Below are 13,932 nucleotides of genomic sequence, written 5' to 3'. Positions count from 1 at the left end.
CCCATGCCGGCCATTCCCGCGAAATCCGCCGCGGTTTCGCGGGAATGACGGTAAGGCAAGAATGAGTTCTTGCGGCAAAGAGTCTTTCTTCGAGCAAAAAAGCGTGGGGAAACCTCAGCCTCCACCATTTCCCTTGTAAATCAGAAAATCACCTTGGTGCTGTCTTTTTGACTCAGCGACAATGGAAGTGGCCAACTGCTTTGCCATATCTTCCAGCATGTCGTCGGGCGACGAGAGGTGCGTCTTTGAATCCTCTTGATAGGTATAAGTCACCACCGCTTGCCCGTTAGAGGTATTCAGCACACGTACTGAGACACCCGCGCGATCCGAGTGAAGTGCCAAGTGTCCGGTGCGGTGATAATCCTGGACTTCGCCATTGAGGACATATCGGTAGCCTTTTGCCTTGGCATAAGCGACCGCCGCATCGTCACTGAACGGCGCCTTGGGTCCCACAGGTCTCGGCAAAGAAATGGCGTGCAGGTTCTGCTTTTGCGAAAGCACGCGAACAAAGATGGAGCCCGCAGTCGCCCCCGAGCCGTCACAGTCCGTCTGATTCGCGATAGTGCAATCCTGGAACGCCACCACGGCAACCGTGCTTCCACGGGCAACGCGATGTATGACCGAGATGGATGGGTCAGTGGAACATCCTGCCAACAGCATCACCGTTGCCAACAGGGCGCGTGTACGCATGGTCATGACCAACTCTCTCCAGCCTTGAAGGTGCCATCGCTACGAATGAGGAAAGGATACCAAACCACTTTTTCTCTGCGCATCAAAAAGCAGCCAGGTCTTTTCCTCTAAAACAACATGCTTGCCAGAGATAAGGTAGCGCGAAATCAGGCACGCAAATTATTGCGGCAAGCACATGGGTAGTGCAGACCCATTTAGACCCGATACCAGACACGGCGCACGACAATCGACTCCGAATACGGAGCAGTAATTTGCTGAGCCCGGCGCGATGGAAAGCAGGTGCCAAAGCGGCTATGTGAAATCGTCGCTACGTGGCCGTTTCTGTACCCCATGTCTTGCCATAGCCTTTCCCCCCTTTATTGGGTAGAGCACGACGCCCCTCTGAGCTTGCTATGCTTGGCCGGCACGGCGCGGGGGCGCCGATCATCAAGGAAGAAATACCATGGCAACACGATCCAGGGGACCGTCGGCCGGCTTTGGTTGGCTGAATCGGGGTATTAGCGTGGGCTTCCGTTATCCGAAGCCAATCTTCAGCGGGGCCATTCTTGTGATGCTGGCAGTGCTGATTCCGACGCTCATCACACTCGCATTGGAATTTTATGCGCTACATGGGGGTACGCCGCCGCAGCCAACGGCCTTCGTTTGGATCTCGGCTGTATCCGCGCTACTCGGTTTACTCATCTTGCCGATCTACGCAGGCTATCTACGGGTGATCGATGCGGTAGAGCAAGAGCTGCCCGTCCGTGCAAGTGACGTCGTCAAACCTTATCGAGAGGGCAAAGCGCTTCGCCTGATCGGCTACGGCGTTGTGATGATGGTGGTTTACTTCGCCATGTTCGCCATCGTTATCGCCATGACGGGGGGCGACACTGCCCACTGGTACGCGCAAGCGCTGACCGCACGAGCCAACCATCAACCGCCGCCGACCTCATTGCCCGACGGTTTTGGGATCACCCTATTACTATGCGGGGTGATCGGCATTTTCATGATGGGTTTCTACTCGATCGGCCTCGGCCAGGTAACACTCAGCAATCGCAGCGTATTCGGTGCCATCGGCGACGGCATCGTCGGGGCGCTGAAGAATCTACTGCCACTGCTCATGCTTGCACTGGGCTCCATTCTTATCTGGATCGCAGTCGCTCTCTGCTTTGGGATAGTTGTCTTTCTGCTCGCCCTGATTGGCAAGCTCATCGGCCCCTGGCTGGTGCTCGTGCTGGCGATTCCGCTCTATATCGCCCTGATACTCGTGACGTTCACGGCAATGTTCGGGGTGATGTATCACTTATGGCGAGACGTGTGCGGCGACGACATCATGACGGGAACGGCTGAAACAGTCGCCGCTTGATAGACATCAGTTTGTATAAGGGCGGCCACGGCCGCCCTTGTTCTTCAGAAGGTGGACTTGAGCTAGATCAACCGTGGCCTCTACTTCCGAATGACTCGAAGGAACGAGGATGCTTCATTCGGCTCTTCCGTCAAAGAAAGAAGGGAGAAGACGATGACTTCGCAGACAGCTGGCAAAGCGCGCCGCATCATCACCTGGATTCTCAGAATCCTGTTGGGCGTCACCTTTCTGGGGATCGGGATCGAAAAGGTCACCGGAACCATGGGGACGATCCCATTCTTTGACGCGATCGGCTGGGGACAATGGTTCCGCTATTTCAGCGGAGCCTTGGATATTGCAGGTGCACTGCTCATCTTGATACCGCGCTGGACCTCCCTGGGAGCGCTCATCATTACGTGCACGGTAGGCTTGGGCACTTATCTGTGCTTCACCATGGCACTCTTCGATCCAACATTCCCGCTGATAATGACCCTGTTGGCCGCAACGCTGGCGTGGCTCGCGTGGAAGCCCGGGAAAAGGATTGGAGACAGTTAAGCGGCTTAACCCCTTTAGTGCGGCGACCTCGTTTTACCCGTCGATTTTGATGCGAGTCATTCGTCGAGGTATGTGAGTAGACCCCATCATCGTCCACGCGATAGGGAGAAGATCACCGTGAACAAGTATCTGCTCGCCGTGTATCAGCCCAATACAGATGGCGACGTACCGCCCCGCGAGGTGCTGGATAAGATCATGCAAGACGTGCGGGACATCCGTGAGGACATGAAGGCCGCTGGGGTTTGGGTCTATTCCGGTGGACTGGATTCCCCGAGCACCGCGACCGTGTTACAGCGGCGTGACCGCGACGTGCTCACGACGGATGGGCCGTTTGTGGAAACGAAGGAACATATCGGCGGCCTTTCGATCATCCAGGTTCCCGATCGGGACGCGGCCCTGGCATGGGCTCGGAAACTGGTTCAGGCAACCGGGCTCCCGATTGAAGTGCGCTCCTTCCTGGAGCAGAGCGCGGGCTGATTTTGGAGCTAAGGCCAAGAAGGGCGAATCGTCACGAAAGGTTTTGATTTGCCGTGCCGTCATTCCCGCGAAAGCGGGAATCCATGTGGCCCTGATTCAAAAAGCGAAAATGGATTCCCGCTTTCGCGGGAATGACGCACGGCAAGATTGAGCTCCTTTCGTGGCAAACCGCTTTTTCTTCGAGCCACGAAAAGCGTGGGAAACCTCAGGATCAGAGTCGTTTTTCTCTTGAAACAAGCCCGAGGACAGGGCCGCAGCACGGGCTCCCCGCTCTCGATGGCCTCCCCCGCCCGAAAATGAGATAATTCGCGGTTAATGGCCGCCCTCGCGGCGCCAATGACTCCCAAGAGATACCGTGAAGACCCCCCAAGGCTTGCAGGCGCTGATCGATGACGGCGTCATTGATGAAGTGCTGCGCCCGCTGAAGAGCGGCAAGGAAGCGGCTGTGTACGTCGTCCGTAGCGGCGACGAAATACGGTGCGCAAAGGTTTATAAGGACATGACGCAGCGCAGCTTCCAGCAGCGCGTGCAATATCAGGAAGGTCGCAAAGTACGAGGCAGCCGTGAAGCGCGTGCCATCGGTAAGGCCAGCAAGTACGGTCGCAAACAGCAGGAAGTGGCCTGGAAGAACACCGAGGTCGATGCGCTCTACCAATTGCGCGCCGCTGGCGTGCGCGTGCCTGAGCCGTACGGCTATTTCCACGGCGTACTGGTGATGGATCTGGTCACCGACGCCGAAGGCTTCTCCGCGCCACGTCTCGGTGAGATTGAACTCAGTTCGGAGCAGGCGCGTGAATACCATCGTGTGCTGGTGCGGCAGGTGGTGTTGATGCTGTGCTGCGGGCTGATTCACGGCGATCTGTCCCCGTACAACGTACTGGTCGGGCCGGATGGGCCGGTGGTGATCGATTTCCCGCAAGTCGTCAGTGCCGCGGGCAACAATGCGGCACGCACGATGCTGCTGCGTGACGTCAACAACCTCACCGCATATCTTGGACGTTGGGCACCCGAGCTGCTGGACACGTGGTACGGCGAGGAGATGTGGGCGCTATTCCAAGCCGGCGATTTGCGACCCGATACGGAACTGACCGGTGAGTTCACGCCGGACGAAACCGAGGTCGATCTGGACAGCATTCGCCAGTCCATCAACGATGCGCGTGAAGAAATGCTGATCCGACAGCAGGGCCGCGAAGCGGCAGCAGAAGACTAGAGTCTGATAGAAGCAGCCGACGCTTCTCAGTTTCAGAATTTCTCGCCCACCGGAAGATAGCGCCACATCCCCGGCGGCATCGCGCCATTCGGGCCTTTGCCCAACGCGACCTTGCCGATGCGCAATCGGCGGATCGACACGACACCCAGCCCGACCCGCGCGCACATATCGCGCAACTGCCCGTTCTGCACGCCCTTGATCGCGAAGCGCAGCCGGGTCTCGTTCTGCCAACTGACTTTGCACGGTGGCAGCGCATGACCGTTGAAACTCAGGCCGTGGTTGAGCCGGCGCAAACCGTCGGGGGCGATCTGGCCGCTGATTTCGACGATGTATTCGTGCTCGATAAGGCCAGCATCCTCGGTCAGGCGGCGCCACACCCGGCCGTCCTGAGTCAGTACCATCAGGCCGCTGGCCTCGGTGTCCAACGGCACCAGCGGTGTCAAACGATGGAAATGACGTCGCAGCAGACGTTCACTACTGGGGTCATCCGCCCAGCGTGTCTCCGGTGTCACCAGGGTGCTGGCGGGCTTGTAAACGTTGCTCGCGTCGAAGCCGGCTGGCTTGTGCAACAAGATCGTGGCCGGCTCCACCGCATCCAGGCGAGCCTCAGGGTCGAGTTCGACACGCTCGACGGTTACCTTGTGTTGCGGCATCTCAATCACCTGCCCGTCCACCGACACCCAGCCGTTTTGGATAAATTGCTCGGCCTCGGCGCGTGAGAGGCCAAACAGCTCTGAGACACGATGTGCAAGTCGAACCGGAGCGGACATGGGAATGGCCAGGAAAGCGTGACGCGCAGTGTAGCGACGGGAAGCCGCCGATGCGCGGGGCAATTTCGGCACGCTTAATCGCATGAATGAAGTGAAATGAAAAAAGTGCGGATACCGCAGCACCCGTCCGTTTTAACCCGCTCACCTCGCGAGCACCTACTCAACGACAGTCATTCCCTACACGCTTTGCGGCGCAATCGCCACTGTGGTCAAACAAACCTCTTTGTTAGCGTCAATCACACGGCAGCTTTCTATTCGCAATCGCTTGCAAGGGAGGCCAATCGTGTTACGTATCAAATCGCTATTTCGATTTACATCGTCAACGTGCCTGGTATTCGCTTCAGCATTTTTGTTGGGTGCAATTGAAAACCTATGCGCCTCACCGCAAAGCAGTACGGCAAGTGATAGCTACACTGTTTGCCCGAATGTAGCTGTCCCCCCCAATTACGCCTTGATCGCAATCAACGCAGAAACTGGCTGTCCAAACCTTCTTTCGTTTACGGTTGCGCCCGCTCAAAGCAGCTTAAATGTATGTAATTTGAGTGAAACCATCGGCGGCGCACCCATCCGAATGCCCTTCCCTGCCGATTACTATGTACAAAATATTTCGCAGGTGGATCAACTCCGCAGCCCGTGCGCTGGTGCTACGTCCGTCTACATGATTCAACCCGTTTCAGAAGGCGCCACAGCATGCAGTGGCTCGCACATTCCGGACGGCTGGTCGTTCACCGCATCCATTCCCGGTAATGGTTCCTGCGGGACAATGATAAGAAACGAACTGCATCAGTCCGTAGACGGCCTGCGCATCTGCCAGGGCTCCCCGTACCCTGATTCCTTCGTAATCGGCGCGGTGGAGCCCGTCGCCGCATGCGATGTGCAAGAACGGTATGTTCTACGTCCCACCACGGACGGTGTCCAAGCTTGCGCAAATTCGCATGTACCGGCCGGATACGTTGTGACAGGTGCAGACCGCTCCGGCCAATGCTCCAACTACCAAACACTGACCATGCACGCAGCCTATGACGGTGTTGTCGTGTGCACCTTTTCACCCATTCCTGACCGTTACGTCGTAGCCGCGACGGTGTCCTACAACGGATGCCAAGATTGGAACACGGCCTATCAACTACGTTATATCCCCTAGTCACGGAGGAATTAGAGACATGGAACGCATGAAACTATTTCACATGTGCAAAGTATTTTGGTTGTTAGCTTGGTTGTTCGTCATACTTGCCGCTACCTGGGCGCCGCAGGTCGCACGGGCGTCGAACACTTCGATTGGGCAAATGGACCCGGTTTGCCAAAGTTGGCCGATGCCGACCGGCTACGTCATTACAAGTGTCCAGCTAAGCCAGCCCTGCAACTCCGCGGGCACAGGGTATGCCTACGCGGTAGACCTACCATCCGATGGAATGACGGTTTGTAATAACCGTGCCGAGCCCGCGCCTTATGTAGTGACCAGTTTGGCGACATCGACCAAATGCGCTCCACTGTTCGATGAAGGCATCATCCACAGCGTGACCGATGGCATGTCGATCTGTGGCGACGCGCTTTCGCCCATCCCGGATGCCTACATCGTTACAAGCGCATCCAACACCGACAAGGTTACGTGTAATGGCGCGTCCATCTACCGAGTTCAATCCGCTAGCGCAGGTGCTGCGATGTGTAGCATCTCTGCGAGGCCCTCCGGCTATGTCGTCGACCACGTTAACAGCAGCAATCAATGTATCGGATTCAACAGTTACACCTTAAAACCGGTCACCGAAGGCGTCTCCGCGTGCAGCTTTTCGCGCCTACCAGACGGCTATGTCGTGACTGCAGGCGCCCAAACGCCGAACTGCACTGATGGGGACCTACATGGAGATTACTGGACGTTCAATCAGCCTTACGATGGCGTTGTCGTCTGTCCCTTTTCCCCAGTGCCTTCGGGCTATTACCTGACAGGAACAGTCAACAGCAACAAATGTTATGGGGCGTCCTTCGGATATGTTCTAAAACAGCTCTAATCCGTCGACGGACGCCTGTTTGATGTGCGAATCTCGGTACCGTAAAAAAGCACTTAGGAAGCTACACATGACCCGTTATATGGTTTTTGCCTTATTGCTCGTCAGCGTTACTGTCCACGCATCAAGTTCGCTACGCGTTGGCAGCAAGGTGCTGACAATCGGCGATAGCGCGGTGCGCGTGGTGCAACTGATGGGGCAACCAACGGTGCGCACTTTCGTGAGCGAACAGCGGCCGGGTGGCTTACCTAATAATCAGCTGGCAGCCGGTGAGCAGTGGCAATATGCGCAAGAGGGTAAGACGATAGTCATTACCATCGTCGGCGGAAGAGCTACCAAGTTCGACACACTTTACGAGCAGTGAAGTCACCGCTTGATCCACATAATCCATTCGCATGAAGGCGGCTACGGCCGCCTTCATGCTGTTCGTGCATCGAAGACCAGACACTGGCTATACGCAAACCTAAACTTGCTGAGGAACCAACAGGCAATGTTTGCCTTTCGGTGCGTCTCGCTTGCAATACACGTCCACGATGGCAACCGTGTTTTGGACGGAGTCGGTCAGCAGGACCCGTTCGGCGACACCGGGCTGGGCCGAGTTGTCGATCGCCACCGCGACGAACGGCTGCGAGGCAACACCCAGCTTCCGTAGGGCTTCCGATCCTTCGGCTGCCCGCTCCGCTTGCATGTACTGCCTGTGCGTGTTGCCGACAAGGGCCTCCAATCCGTAACCCGTGGGTAAATTGACGAAGTAGGTCTCGTATTGGGCCGCTGGTGCGATGACGGTGAAATTAGGCAAATTGGTGGCAGGTGTTTGGTTTTGGGCAACGCTGACGCTGCCAACACAGGCAAGGCCGAGCGCGATGGTCGAGGCAATAAGTAGGCGTTTCATAATGGCCTCCAAACGGACGCCTATGTCCGTGGGGCGATTGTGAGCTGGGCCAAAGAAACAAAACGAGACAAAAGGCGAAACAAAAAGGACGAAGTTCGTTAAAGGCAAGTAACGACTTTCATCGCGTTTCTGAATTGTCGAATTTGGGGTGCGTCATTCGTCGTGCTTATATGCCGTTAGTCACGATATTGAGATATCTGGTAAACAGCGTCGGCCGTAGTCGTTGATCAGCGTGCGCTGACAGACGTTGAGCGGTTGGCATGCGAAGGTCGCCGAGTCGGGCGTGGCGTTCTCGTGATACCCAATCGCCCGACGCTAAGTGAAGTAGCGCGGACCGCATGGGGTGGAGCCCATACGATCCGCTAACCACAACTAACTTCTTGGAGTTAATCATGGCTAAGCCCGATGATACGGCACTCGCCTGTCCTCGTCCCGCGCAACGAGTGCGCTCAACGTATTTCTTCACCATCGTTTTCCCGAAGCGATGTCGGGCAATCAGGGCTAACGACTAAACGGGTCAACCAATCCCGATAGTCCTTGCAGGATTTTTCCTGCAGCCCATCACGCCGTATGCAATGTACGGCGTGATCTAAACGTGCACATGCACAGCGTCGCGAATTGCGGCCAACCTCATCGCGCAAAGGAACAACGATGAAAGAGAAAGCCCCAGGAGCCTGGCTCACCCTCAACACCAGTTACTACGCCTCTCCCGTCGGCAACCCGCTCGCCCTGTTGGACGATGCGTACATGCTGTTGGAAAGCGCCCAAGGCATCGTCCACCTCGTGCGGGATGCACTTCAACTTTCACCCTACGTGGACCCACGCGCCATGACGCTCGCGCTAAAAGGTGTCGAAACACTGATGGAAATGAGTGCAGGCTCCACCGAAGCCACCCACGTGCGCTTTGAGGAAATTGGAGAAGGCTGGATCGCTGACGACCGAAGTACAGATCAGAGTTGTGTCTGAAAAATGACCCTGCCCCTTTTGGCGGTCCTCTTTAGCGCGACCACCAATTTTGGCTGCTCGGCTCGCGCTCGCCAGGAATGCCGGAAAACCATTCCCAGAAGGCATCATCGTAATTCAGGAAGGTCAGCCGGATTGGCGCGACCCTTGGATTCCGGTGCTTAATAACGACGCACATCCATCTCGTCTGGAACACGTAGCATGTAGCGATATCCTTGCGCTGTATGCGTACCGTCTTGGAGAACATCTGGGTCACTGTGAGCGACGTAGCGGTTAGCTCGACCTTCTTCGTAACGACAAAAGACCTTAGGCTGGCAATCACGCAACCGATCAACATCAAGAGGATCAACGCGTACCACAGGCGCTCACTGGCGTGATGCGCAGGAGGCGACAGATGGGCGATGACGTAGATGATGTAAAGAAAAACAATCGCCAAGCCCAGTCGCCATAGCCGAAAAGAAACGGGCGTGCGATAGCTCCGCGGATACAAGCTGGGAATCAATGCGCCTCGATCAGCGCTCGGAAGTAAGCTCTTTTCCATGTGACAAAGCCGCCACTCAGATTGAGTTGGGTCTATTATATAAAACGCCAGCGCGTTAGAAAAAAAGCTTTTTAAAACGATAACGGCGACTGGCGCCGCCACGCTCGCTTGGGATCAAACGATCGAAGGTTCATCGATGTGCAGTCGGTCCGCCATGGCGGCATAAGCTTCGCTGGCGCGAAATTCCGCCATGGTGAGCGAAGCGTCTTCGACCACTGAGTAGTCGCGCGCACCCGCAGCCAGAAACGACGCCATCATGCGCATGACGCCGATGTCTGGAATCATGTCTTCCAGAAACAAGAATTGTCCGGCCTGATTGATTTCCAGGAACTGATACGCACCATCGGCATCGACCACAAAGTCGAGGCAACCGAAAACCAACCCTAGCGACGCCATCAAGGCTTGGATACGCTGCTCCAGCGCGGCAGGTAGCGTTATCTGCTCGGCGAAGAAATCCTTATCGAGCACGTGGATTCGCCAATCGACATAGGCCTCTCTGGAACGTCGATGCAGGCGCACCGCCAGCAATCGGTTACCGGCCACGGTAACGCGAATATCAGAGGTCTTTTCTACATAACGCTGGTAGATGCCTGGGCAAAACTCGATTACCCGTGTATCGGGCAAATGGTCGTTATCCAGTATGGTAGTCGTCGCGGCGACCCCGCCCTCTTCTTGCCATGCGTGCGGACGAAATGCCTTGAATACGACGCGGCCATTTTGTGCCAGTCGTCGCACCGCGCCCGCGTCGTTGCCCATCACCGTATCGGGAAACGTCAGTCCAATCTCGCGCGCCGCCACTAATTGCAATAGCTTGTTCTCGGCATTCCAAGCTGCCGCGGGTGCGTTGACCCAGAACGAAGGCAGCAGCTGCGGCGCAGTCGCGACCAGGTTTTCGTAAAAAGTGCGCCACTCACCGGCAAGGAAAGCCTCATCTTGCGGCAAGCCGGGCTTCGGCTTTGGCGCTTGCGGGCGGCGGTTCCAAACCGAGATAGGCGCGTCGCCCATGTCGGGCAGCCTTGCGTGTCCCGGCCCTATCTCGACGCCGATCTCGCGACCCCGCCATTGCGCCAAGCCAGTGCTATGCACGACCGGCACGCCCATCCGCTCAAGCGCCCAGCGCAATGCAATGACGTGCGGATCATCCTCGAAGGCAAGCATGTGGACTGCGTGTGTCACGAAAGACGTCTCCTGTCACAACAATGCGCCTTGTCGCCAAGGCGCATTGAGCCAACCGGTTGAAATCAACCTTTATCGTAATCGAGACCGCCATCTGCCGGCGTGTGAATGGACGAAGTCAAAGTTATCACGGTCAGAAAGTGACCTCTGCTCGGATCCGCCCACTCCGCACCGAAGCCGGTGGCACTAAGCCGCGCCAGCGGGCGAATCGTTGATGCCAGTTCTGTTTCGACGTTGAGCTCACCCATGATCATCTACTCCATCATTGGCCGCACATCGCGGCTCGACGAGCATAGATCGATTTGCGGGAGTAAACATCTCACGCTGAAAGCTCAATTTGAGCGAAGCATCACATTTTATGCTGCTCCAATTGTGCTTAACCTGCTCGAGGACTAGCGTCATGCAGGCGGTAATAGACCCGATAATGGCACTTGGCACCGTTACTCGATGACTTCCATCCCCTTTAGTGCAATATGTTGGGATCCCATACCGGCTTGGCAATGGGCAACGATGTGCGCTCACTCAGAAGGTTTAAAAAATCTCTGAATTCGGCAACCGTATCGGAGACAGTAAAACTAGTACCGTCTTTGAAAAAGATGATCGCGACTCGGCCTCCCTTGGCAGTACGTTCAACCGCAATGCGCTCTGCTTCGGCTAAGGCATAACACCTGCGCTTAAAGCCGATAACGTCAATCGTCGTCGCTCCGACGACAATCCGATAACGCAGCGCCATCAAGCCAAGACCAAAGGGTACGGAAATAATGATACCCATGATCAACCAGCCCGGCAGCTTCATACTGCCGGGAGATAACACCAACCCCACTGCAAGCAATATCGATAGCGCCATGAGCATCCAGGCAAGTCGCGTCGGATAGGAAAAGCTTCTTGCATCTACAGACATAGGCGGCTCCGAAAAAGGGCTCTGCCCCTTTTTTCTTATTTCCTTGACCCCTTTTTTCCCATTCCACCGCAATACCCCCGAATTGCACTCCGGCCCTAGCTTTTTGGCCCCACTAACTCGGGAGACACCATCCTCCGCGATGGTCCGAGGCGAGCGACTGTATGCTCTTTCACCTGAGCGGCAAAATGGTGACTCCCTTCACCCCTCAGCCCCAAAGGGGTCAACCATTCCATTCAAGGTCGATTTCTGCAAAAATATGGCAAATTTCTCACTTAGAGGACGCCATGCTAATCAGATTTGGAATTCGCAATCATCTATCGATTCGCGACTACCAAGAGATTTCCTTGGTTGCCTCGAAGCTGAAAGATGCTGAGTCAGGCCTGATTGAGCCCACCTCAAACACGGTCGATAAAGCACAATCTACGACCCGGAGTCCTATAAGACTTTTGCCAGTTCTTGCGCTATATGGCGCAAACGCATCTGGAAAGTCGACAATGCTGCATGGGCTGCACTGCTTTGTGCGCTTCATAAGCAATTCGCATAAGCAAGGCGACGCAGATGACCGCACGCCCTACCAACCGTTCTTATTAGATGACGGGTCCAGTAGCGCGCCCGCCACATACGACGCAGACATCATCATAGGCGACACCAGATATCACTATGGTTACTCAATTGATGATAAGCGCGTATTAAGTGAGTGGTTATACGCATACCCTATTGTCGCGGCTCGACAGACACGGTCCGTCCTATTTCATCGAAACATTGAAAACGAAGATGTTTTCTATTTTGGCAAAAGCCTTCGAGGTGAAAATCGACAAATCGCGAAGCTCGTAAGACCTAATAGCTTGTTTTTATCCGCTGCAGCACAAAACTCCCACGAGCAGTTATCCATCATATATGATTTCTTTCGGAATAGCTTCGCCCGTCGAACAGAAAACTCTCAGACCTCCCTTGGCTCGATTTCCAGTCAACTTAAAAAACACTTTGGCGACGATGAGGATCAAAAAAAATCAGCATTACGATTTCTGACAGCAGCTGACATCGGCATTACTGACATGAATTTTAGCAGCGTGCCTATAGATGAAAAAGCAAAGGCATTTATTAGCGAATTCGAGCTTCTTGTAAAGCGCCACATATCATCCGAAGCTGTCGAAGTGGAAAAAGAAAACTCTTTGCGTGTCGAACTTCTTCATGCGGGCGCTGACGGAAAATCACACAAAATTCCACTAAATCTTGAAAGCGCCGGAACAATTTCACTACTAAAGCTATTAGGCCCAGCCCTAACTCGCCTAATAAATGGCGGAGTCTTGGTGGTCGATGAACTGAACACCACCCTGCATCCTCTTGTGAGCCGCGAACTCATCCGACTATTTTCTGACCCGGAAAGCAATCCGGGCCAAGCGCAGCTTTTATTTTCGACCCACGACACGAACATACTTTCCGGTAATTTGCTTCGACGTGATCAGATATGGTTTGCTGAGAAGGACGGCGATGGCGCCTCACATTTCTATTCTCTAGCGGAAATTAAAGTCAGATCACAAGCCAACCTCGAAGCAGGGTACCTTGCCGGGCAATTTGGAGCTGTACCTTACTTCGGTCTCGGCGAACTAATTCAAGCCAATGTTGAGCAGGGGGACGAATGAGACGCTTCCCCCCATCTCCCTCTCTTGAACGTAAAGTTGAACGTGTTAACGCCCGCGTCGAAATCGTAATCGCATGTGAAGGACTGGTCACAGAGCCTAAATACATTCTCGACTGCGCAAAATATTACGGATCCGGCATGGTGGTTGTGCGTGTTCTCGATAAAACAGGTGTTCCACTGACAGTGGTGCGGGCAGCAATACAAGAGCGAAAAAAGTTACTTGCAAAGTACCGCAAGCAAAAAGAGTTAGGACCTGTGGACGGATGTTTTAGAGTCTGGGCCATCTTCGATAAAGATGATCATGATGTGGATGAAGCGCTAGCTCTCGCTAAAGAGCATAAGGTATGTGTGGCATTCTCCAATCCATGCTTTGAATTGTGGCCAATATTGCATCTAGTTGACTACGGCGCGCAGGATGATCGACATATCCTTCAAAAACTTCTTAATCAACACATGCCGACCTATAACCACCAGAGCTCACCAAACATTGACTTCGATAGTATCAAGGAACATTTCGACATTGCATATCAACGCGCGTGCTTATTAAATCAGTCCCGCGATGCAGAAGGCTGCACTTCTGGCAGACCATCCACAACAGTGGGCGAGTTGGTTATTAAAATTCAACAAAACGGCAAAGTTGCAGCACGAAGAGCTGCGGCAAATCGGTAATTATTTCCACTGATGATTCTATGAGAATATCGTAGCTTTATTCGGTAGCCATAAGCCAGGATGAGTTGAGACGCGTGCAAACAGAAACTGCGCAACAAAAAAGCCCGTCCATGAACGGGCTT

General features: G+C 54.7%; 16 protein-coding genes. 9 read left to right on the top strand and 7 right to left on the bottom strand.

What is annotated here, in order from left to right; genetic code table 11:
• Positions 1-114 precede the first annotated feature (114 nt).
• Complete coding sequence (locus ISN74_RS05275; protein WP_188798056.1) at positions 115-696, bottom strand: hypothetical protein; 582 nt, start codon at positions 694-696, stop codon at positions 115-117.
• Positions 697-1,132: 436 nt separating this feature from the next.
• On the opposite strand from ISN74_RS05275, the gene ISN74_RS05270 reads away from it, so the two are divergent.
• The 4 genes from ISN74_RS05270 (at position 1,133) to ISN74_RS05255 (ending at position 4,256) form a co-directional block, all read left to right on the top strand.
• Positions 1,133-2,035, top strand: a complete 903-nt coding sequence (locus ISN74_RS05270) for a hypothetical protein (RefSeq protein WP_188798055.1) — start codon at positions 1,133-1,135, stop codon at positions 2,033-2,035.
• Between the two features lie 153 nt (positions 2,036-2,188).
• Positions 2,189-2,569, top strand: a complete 381-nt coding sequence (locus ISN74_RS05265) for a DoxX family protein (RefSeq protein WP_188798054.1) — start codon at positions 2,189-2,191, stop codon at positions 2,567-2,569.
• Positions 2,570-2,686: 117 nt separating this feature from the next.
• Entirely contained in the window at positions 2,687-3,046 is a 360-nt protein-coding gene (locus ISN74_RS05260; protein ID WP_188798053.1) for a YciI family protein, read from the top strand.
• 355 nt (positions 3,047-3,401) lie between these two features.
• Positions 3,402-4,256 carry a PA4780 family RIO1-like protein kinase gene (locus tag ISN74_RS05255; RefSeq protein ID WP_188798052.1) on the top strand — a complete coding sequence of 285 codons (855 nt, stop codon included), beginning with the start codon at positions 3,402-3,404 and terminating at the stop codon, positions 4,254-4,256.
• Positions 4,257-4,288: 32 nt separating this feature from the next.
• On the opposite strand, the gene ISN74_RS05250 is transcribed toward ISN74_RS05255, so the two are convergent.
• Positions 4,289-5,026: an rRNA pseudouridine synthase gene (locus tag ISN74_RS05250; protein WP_188798051.1), complete on the bottom strand. Its 738-nt coding sequence runs from the start codon at positions 5,024-5,026 to the stop codon at positions 4,289-4,291.
• Between the two features lie 1,160 nt (positions 5,027-6,186).
• Here ISN74_RS05250 and ISN74_RS05245 point away from each other — a divergent pair.
• Both ISN74_RS05245 and ISN74_RS05240 read left to right on the top strand, forming a co-directional pair.
• Complete coding sequence (locus tag ISN74_RS05245; RefSeq protein ID WP_188798049.1) at positions 6,187-7,029, top strand: hypothetical protein; 843 nt, start codon at positions 6,187-6,189, stop codon at positions 7,027-7,029.
• Between the two features lie 67 nt (positions 7,030-7,096).
• Positions 7,097-7,390 (top strand): DUF2845 domain-containing protein, encoded by a 294-nt coding sequence (locus ISN74_RS05240; RefSeq protein WP_188798048.1) that lies wholly within the window; start codon positions 7,097-7,099, stop codon positions 7,388-7,390.
• A gap of 99 nt (positions 7,391-7,489) precedes the next feature.
• On the opposite strand, the gene ISN74_RS05235 is transcribed toward ISN74_RS05240, so the two are convergent.
• Positions 7,490-7,918, bottom strand: a complete 429-nt coding sequence (locus ISN74_RS05235) for a hypothetical protein (protein WP_188798047.1) — start codon at positions 7,916-7,918, stop codon at positions 7,490-7,492.
• 651 nt (positions 7,919-8,569) lie between these two features.
• Between ISN74_RS05235 and ISN74_RS05230 the strand changes: the two genes are divergently transcribed.
• The gene (locus ISN74_RS05230) at positions 8,570-8,884 is read left to right on the top strand and encodes a hypothetical protein (RefSeq protein WP_188798046.1); all 315 of its coding nucleotides are present in this window, start codon (positions 8,570-8,572) and stop codon (positions 8,882-8,884) included.
• A 31-nt stretch (positions 8,885-8,915) separates the two neighbouring features.
• Here the strand turns inward: ISN74_RS05230 and ISN74_RS05225 are convergent, their stop codons facing one another.
• From ISN74_RS05225 to ISN74_RS05210, 4 genes are all read right to left on the bottom strand, one after another.
• Entirely contained in the window at positions 8,916-9,422 is a 507-nt protein-coding gene (locus ISN74_RS05225) for a hypothetical protein (protein ID WP_188798045.1), read from the bottom strand.
• 114 nt (positions 9,423-9,536) lie between these two features.
• Entirely contained in the window at positions 9,537-10,598 is a 1,062-nt protein-coding gene (locus tag ISN74_RS05220) for an MvdC/MvdD family ATP grasp protein (RefSeq protein ID WP_188798044.1), read from the bottom strand.
• 65 nt (positions 10,599-10,663) lie between these two features.
• Entirely contained in the window at positions 10,664-10,846 is a 183-nt protein-coding gene (locus tag ISN74_RS05215; RefSeq protein WP_188798043.1) for a hypothetical protein, read from the bottom strand.
• A gap of 215 nt (positions 10,847-11,061) precedes the next feature.
• Positions 11,062-11,499: a hypothetical protein gene (locus ISN74_RS05210; protein ID WP_188798042.1), complete on the bottom strand. Its 438-nt coding sequence runs from the start codon at positions 11,497-11,499 to the stop codon at positions 11,062-11,064.
• A gap of 161 nt (positions 11,500-11,660) precedes the next feature.
• Between ISN74_RS05210 and ISN74_RS05205 the strand changes: the two genes are divergently transcribed.
• Positions 11,661-13,142, top strand: coding sequence for an AAA family ATPase (locus tag ISN74_RS05205; protein ID WP_188798041.1), 1,482 nt, complete (start codon positions 11,661-11,663; stop codon positions 13,140-13,142).
• A complete protein-coding gene (locus ISN74_RS05200) occupies positions 13,139-13,810 on the top strand; it encodes an RloB family protein (protein WP_188798040.1) in 672 nt (223 codons plus the stop codon). Before ISN74_RS05205 ends, ISN74_RS05200 begins: the two co-directional genes overlap by 4 nt.
• The last annotated feature ends 122 nt before the right edge of the window (positions 13,811-13,932 follow it).

Source organism: Dyella caseinilytica, from assembly GCF_016865235.1.
GTDB lineage: Bacteria > Pseudomonadota > Gammaproteobacteria > Xanthomonadales > Rhodanobacteraceae > Dyella_B > Dyella_B caseinilytica.
The sequence above is the reverse complement of the archived record's forward strand: the minus strand, read 5'-3'. Positions and strand labels throughout refer to the sequence as shown.

What these genes read in the sequence shown, in the direction of transcription:
- ISN74_RS05275 (WP_188798056.1), bottom strand. Translation starts at nt 696, where the DNA reads ATGACCATGCGTACACGCGCCCTGTTGGCAACGGTGATGCTGTTGGCA.
- ISN74_RS05270 (WP_188798055.1), top strand. Translation starts at nt 1,133, where the DNA reads ATGGCAACACGATCCAGGGGACCGTCGGCCGGCTTTGGTTGGCTGAAT.
- ISN74_RS05265 (WP_188798054.1), top strand. Translation starts at nt 2,189, where the DNA reads ATGACTTCGCAGACAGCTGGCAAAGCGCGCCGCATCATCACCTGGATT.
- ISN74_RS05250 (WP_188798051.1), bottom strand. Translation starts at nt 5,026, where the DNA reads ATGTCCGCTCCGGTTCGACTTGCACATCGTGTCTCAGAGCTGTTTGGC.
- ISN74_RS05245 (WP_188798049.1), top strand. Translation starts at nt 6,187, where the DNA reads ATGGAACGCATGAAACTATTTCACATGTGCAAAGTATTTTGGTTGTTA.
- ISN74_RS05240 (WP_188798048.1), top strand. Translation starts at nt 7,097, where the DNA reads ATGACCCGTTATATGGTTTTTGCCTTATTGCTCGTCAGCGTTACTGTC.
- ISN74_RS05235 (WP_188798047.1), bottom strand. Translation starts at nt 7,918, where the DNA reads ATGAAACGCCTACTTATTGCCTCGACCATCGCGCTCGGCCTTGCCTGT.
- ISN74_RS05230 (WP_188798046.1), top strand. Translation starts at nt 8,570, where the DNA reads ATGAAAGAGAAAGCCCCAGGAGCCTGGCTCACCCTCAACACCAGTTAC.
- ISN74_RS05225 (WP_188798045.1), bottom strand. Translation starts at nt 9,422, where the DNA reads ATGGAAAAGAGCTTACTTCCGAGCGCTGATCGAGGCGCATTGATTCCC.
- ISN74_RS05215 (WP_188798043.1), bottom strand. Translation starts at nt 10,846, where the DNA reads ATGGGTGAGCTCAACGTCGAAACAGAACTGGCATCAACGATTCGCCCG.
- ISN74_RS05210 (WP_188798042.1), bottom strand. Translation starts at nt 11,499, where the DNA reads ATGTCTGTAGATGCAAGAAGCTTTTCCTATCCGACGCGACTTGCCTGG.
- ISN74_RS05205 (WP_188798041.1), top strand. Translation starts at nt 11,661, where the DNA reads ATGCTCTTTCACCTGAGCGGCAAAATGGTGACTCCCTTCACCCCTCAG.
- ISN74_RS05200 (WP_188798040.1), top strand. Translation starts at nt 13,139, where the DNA reads ATGAGACGCTTCCCCCCATCTCCCTCTCTTGAACGTAAAGTTGAACGT.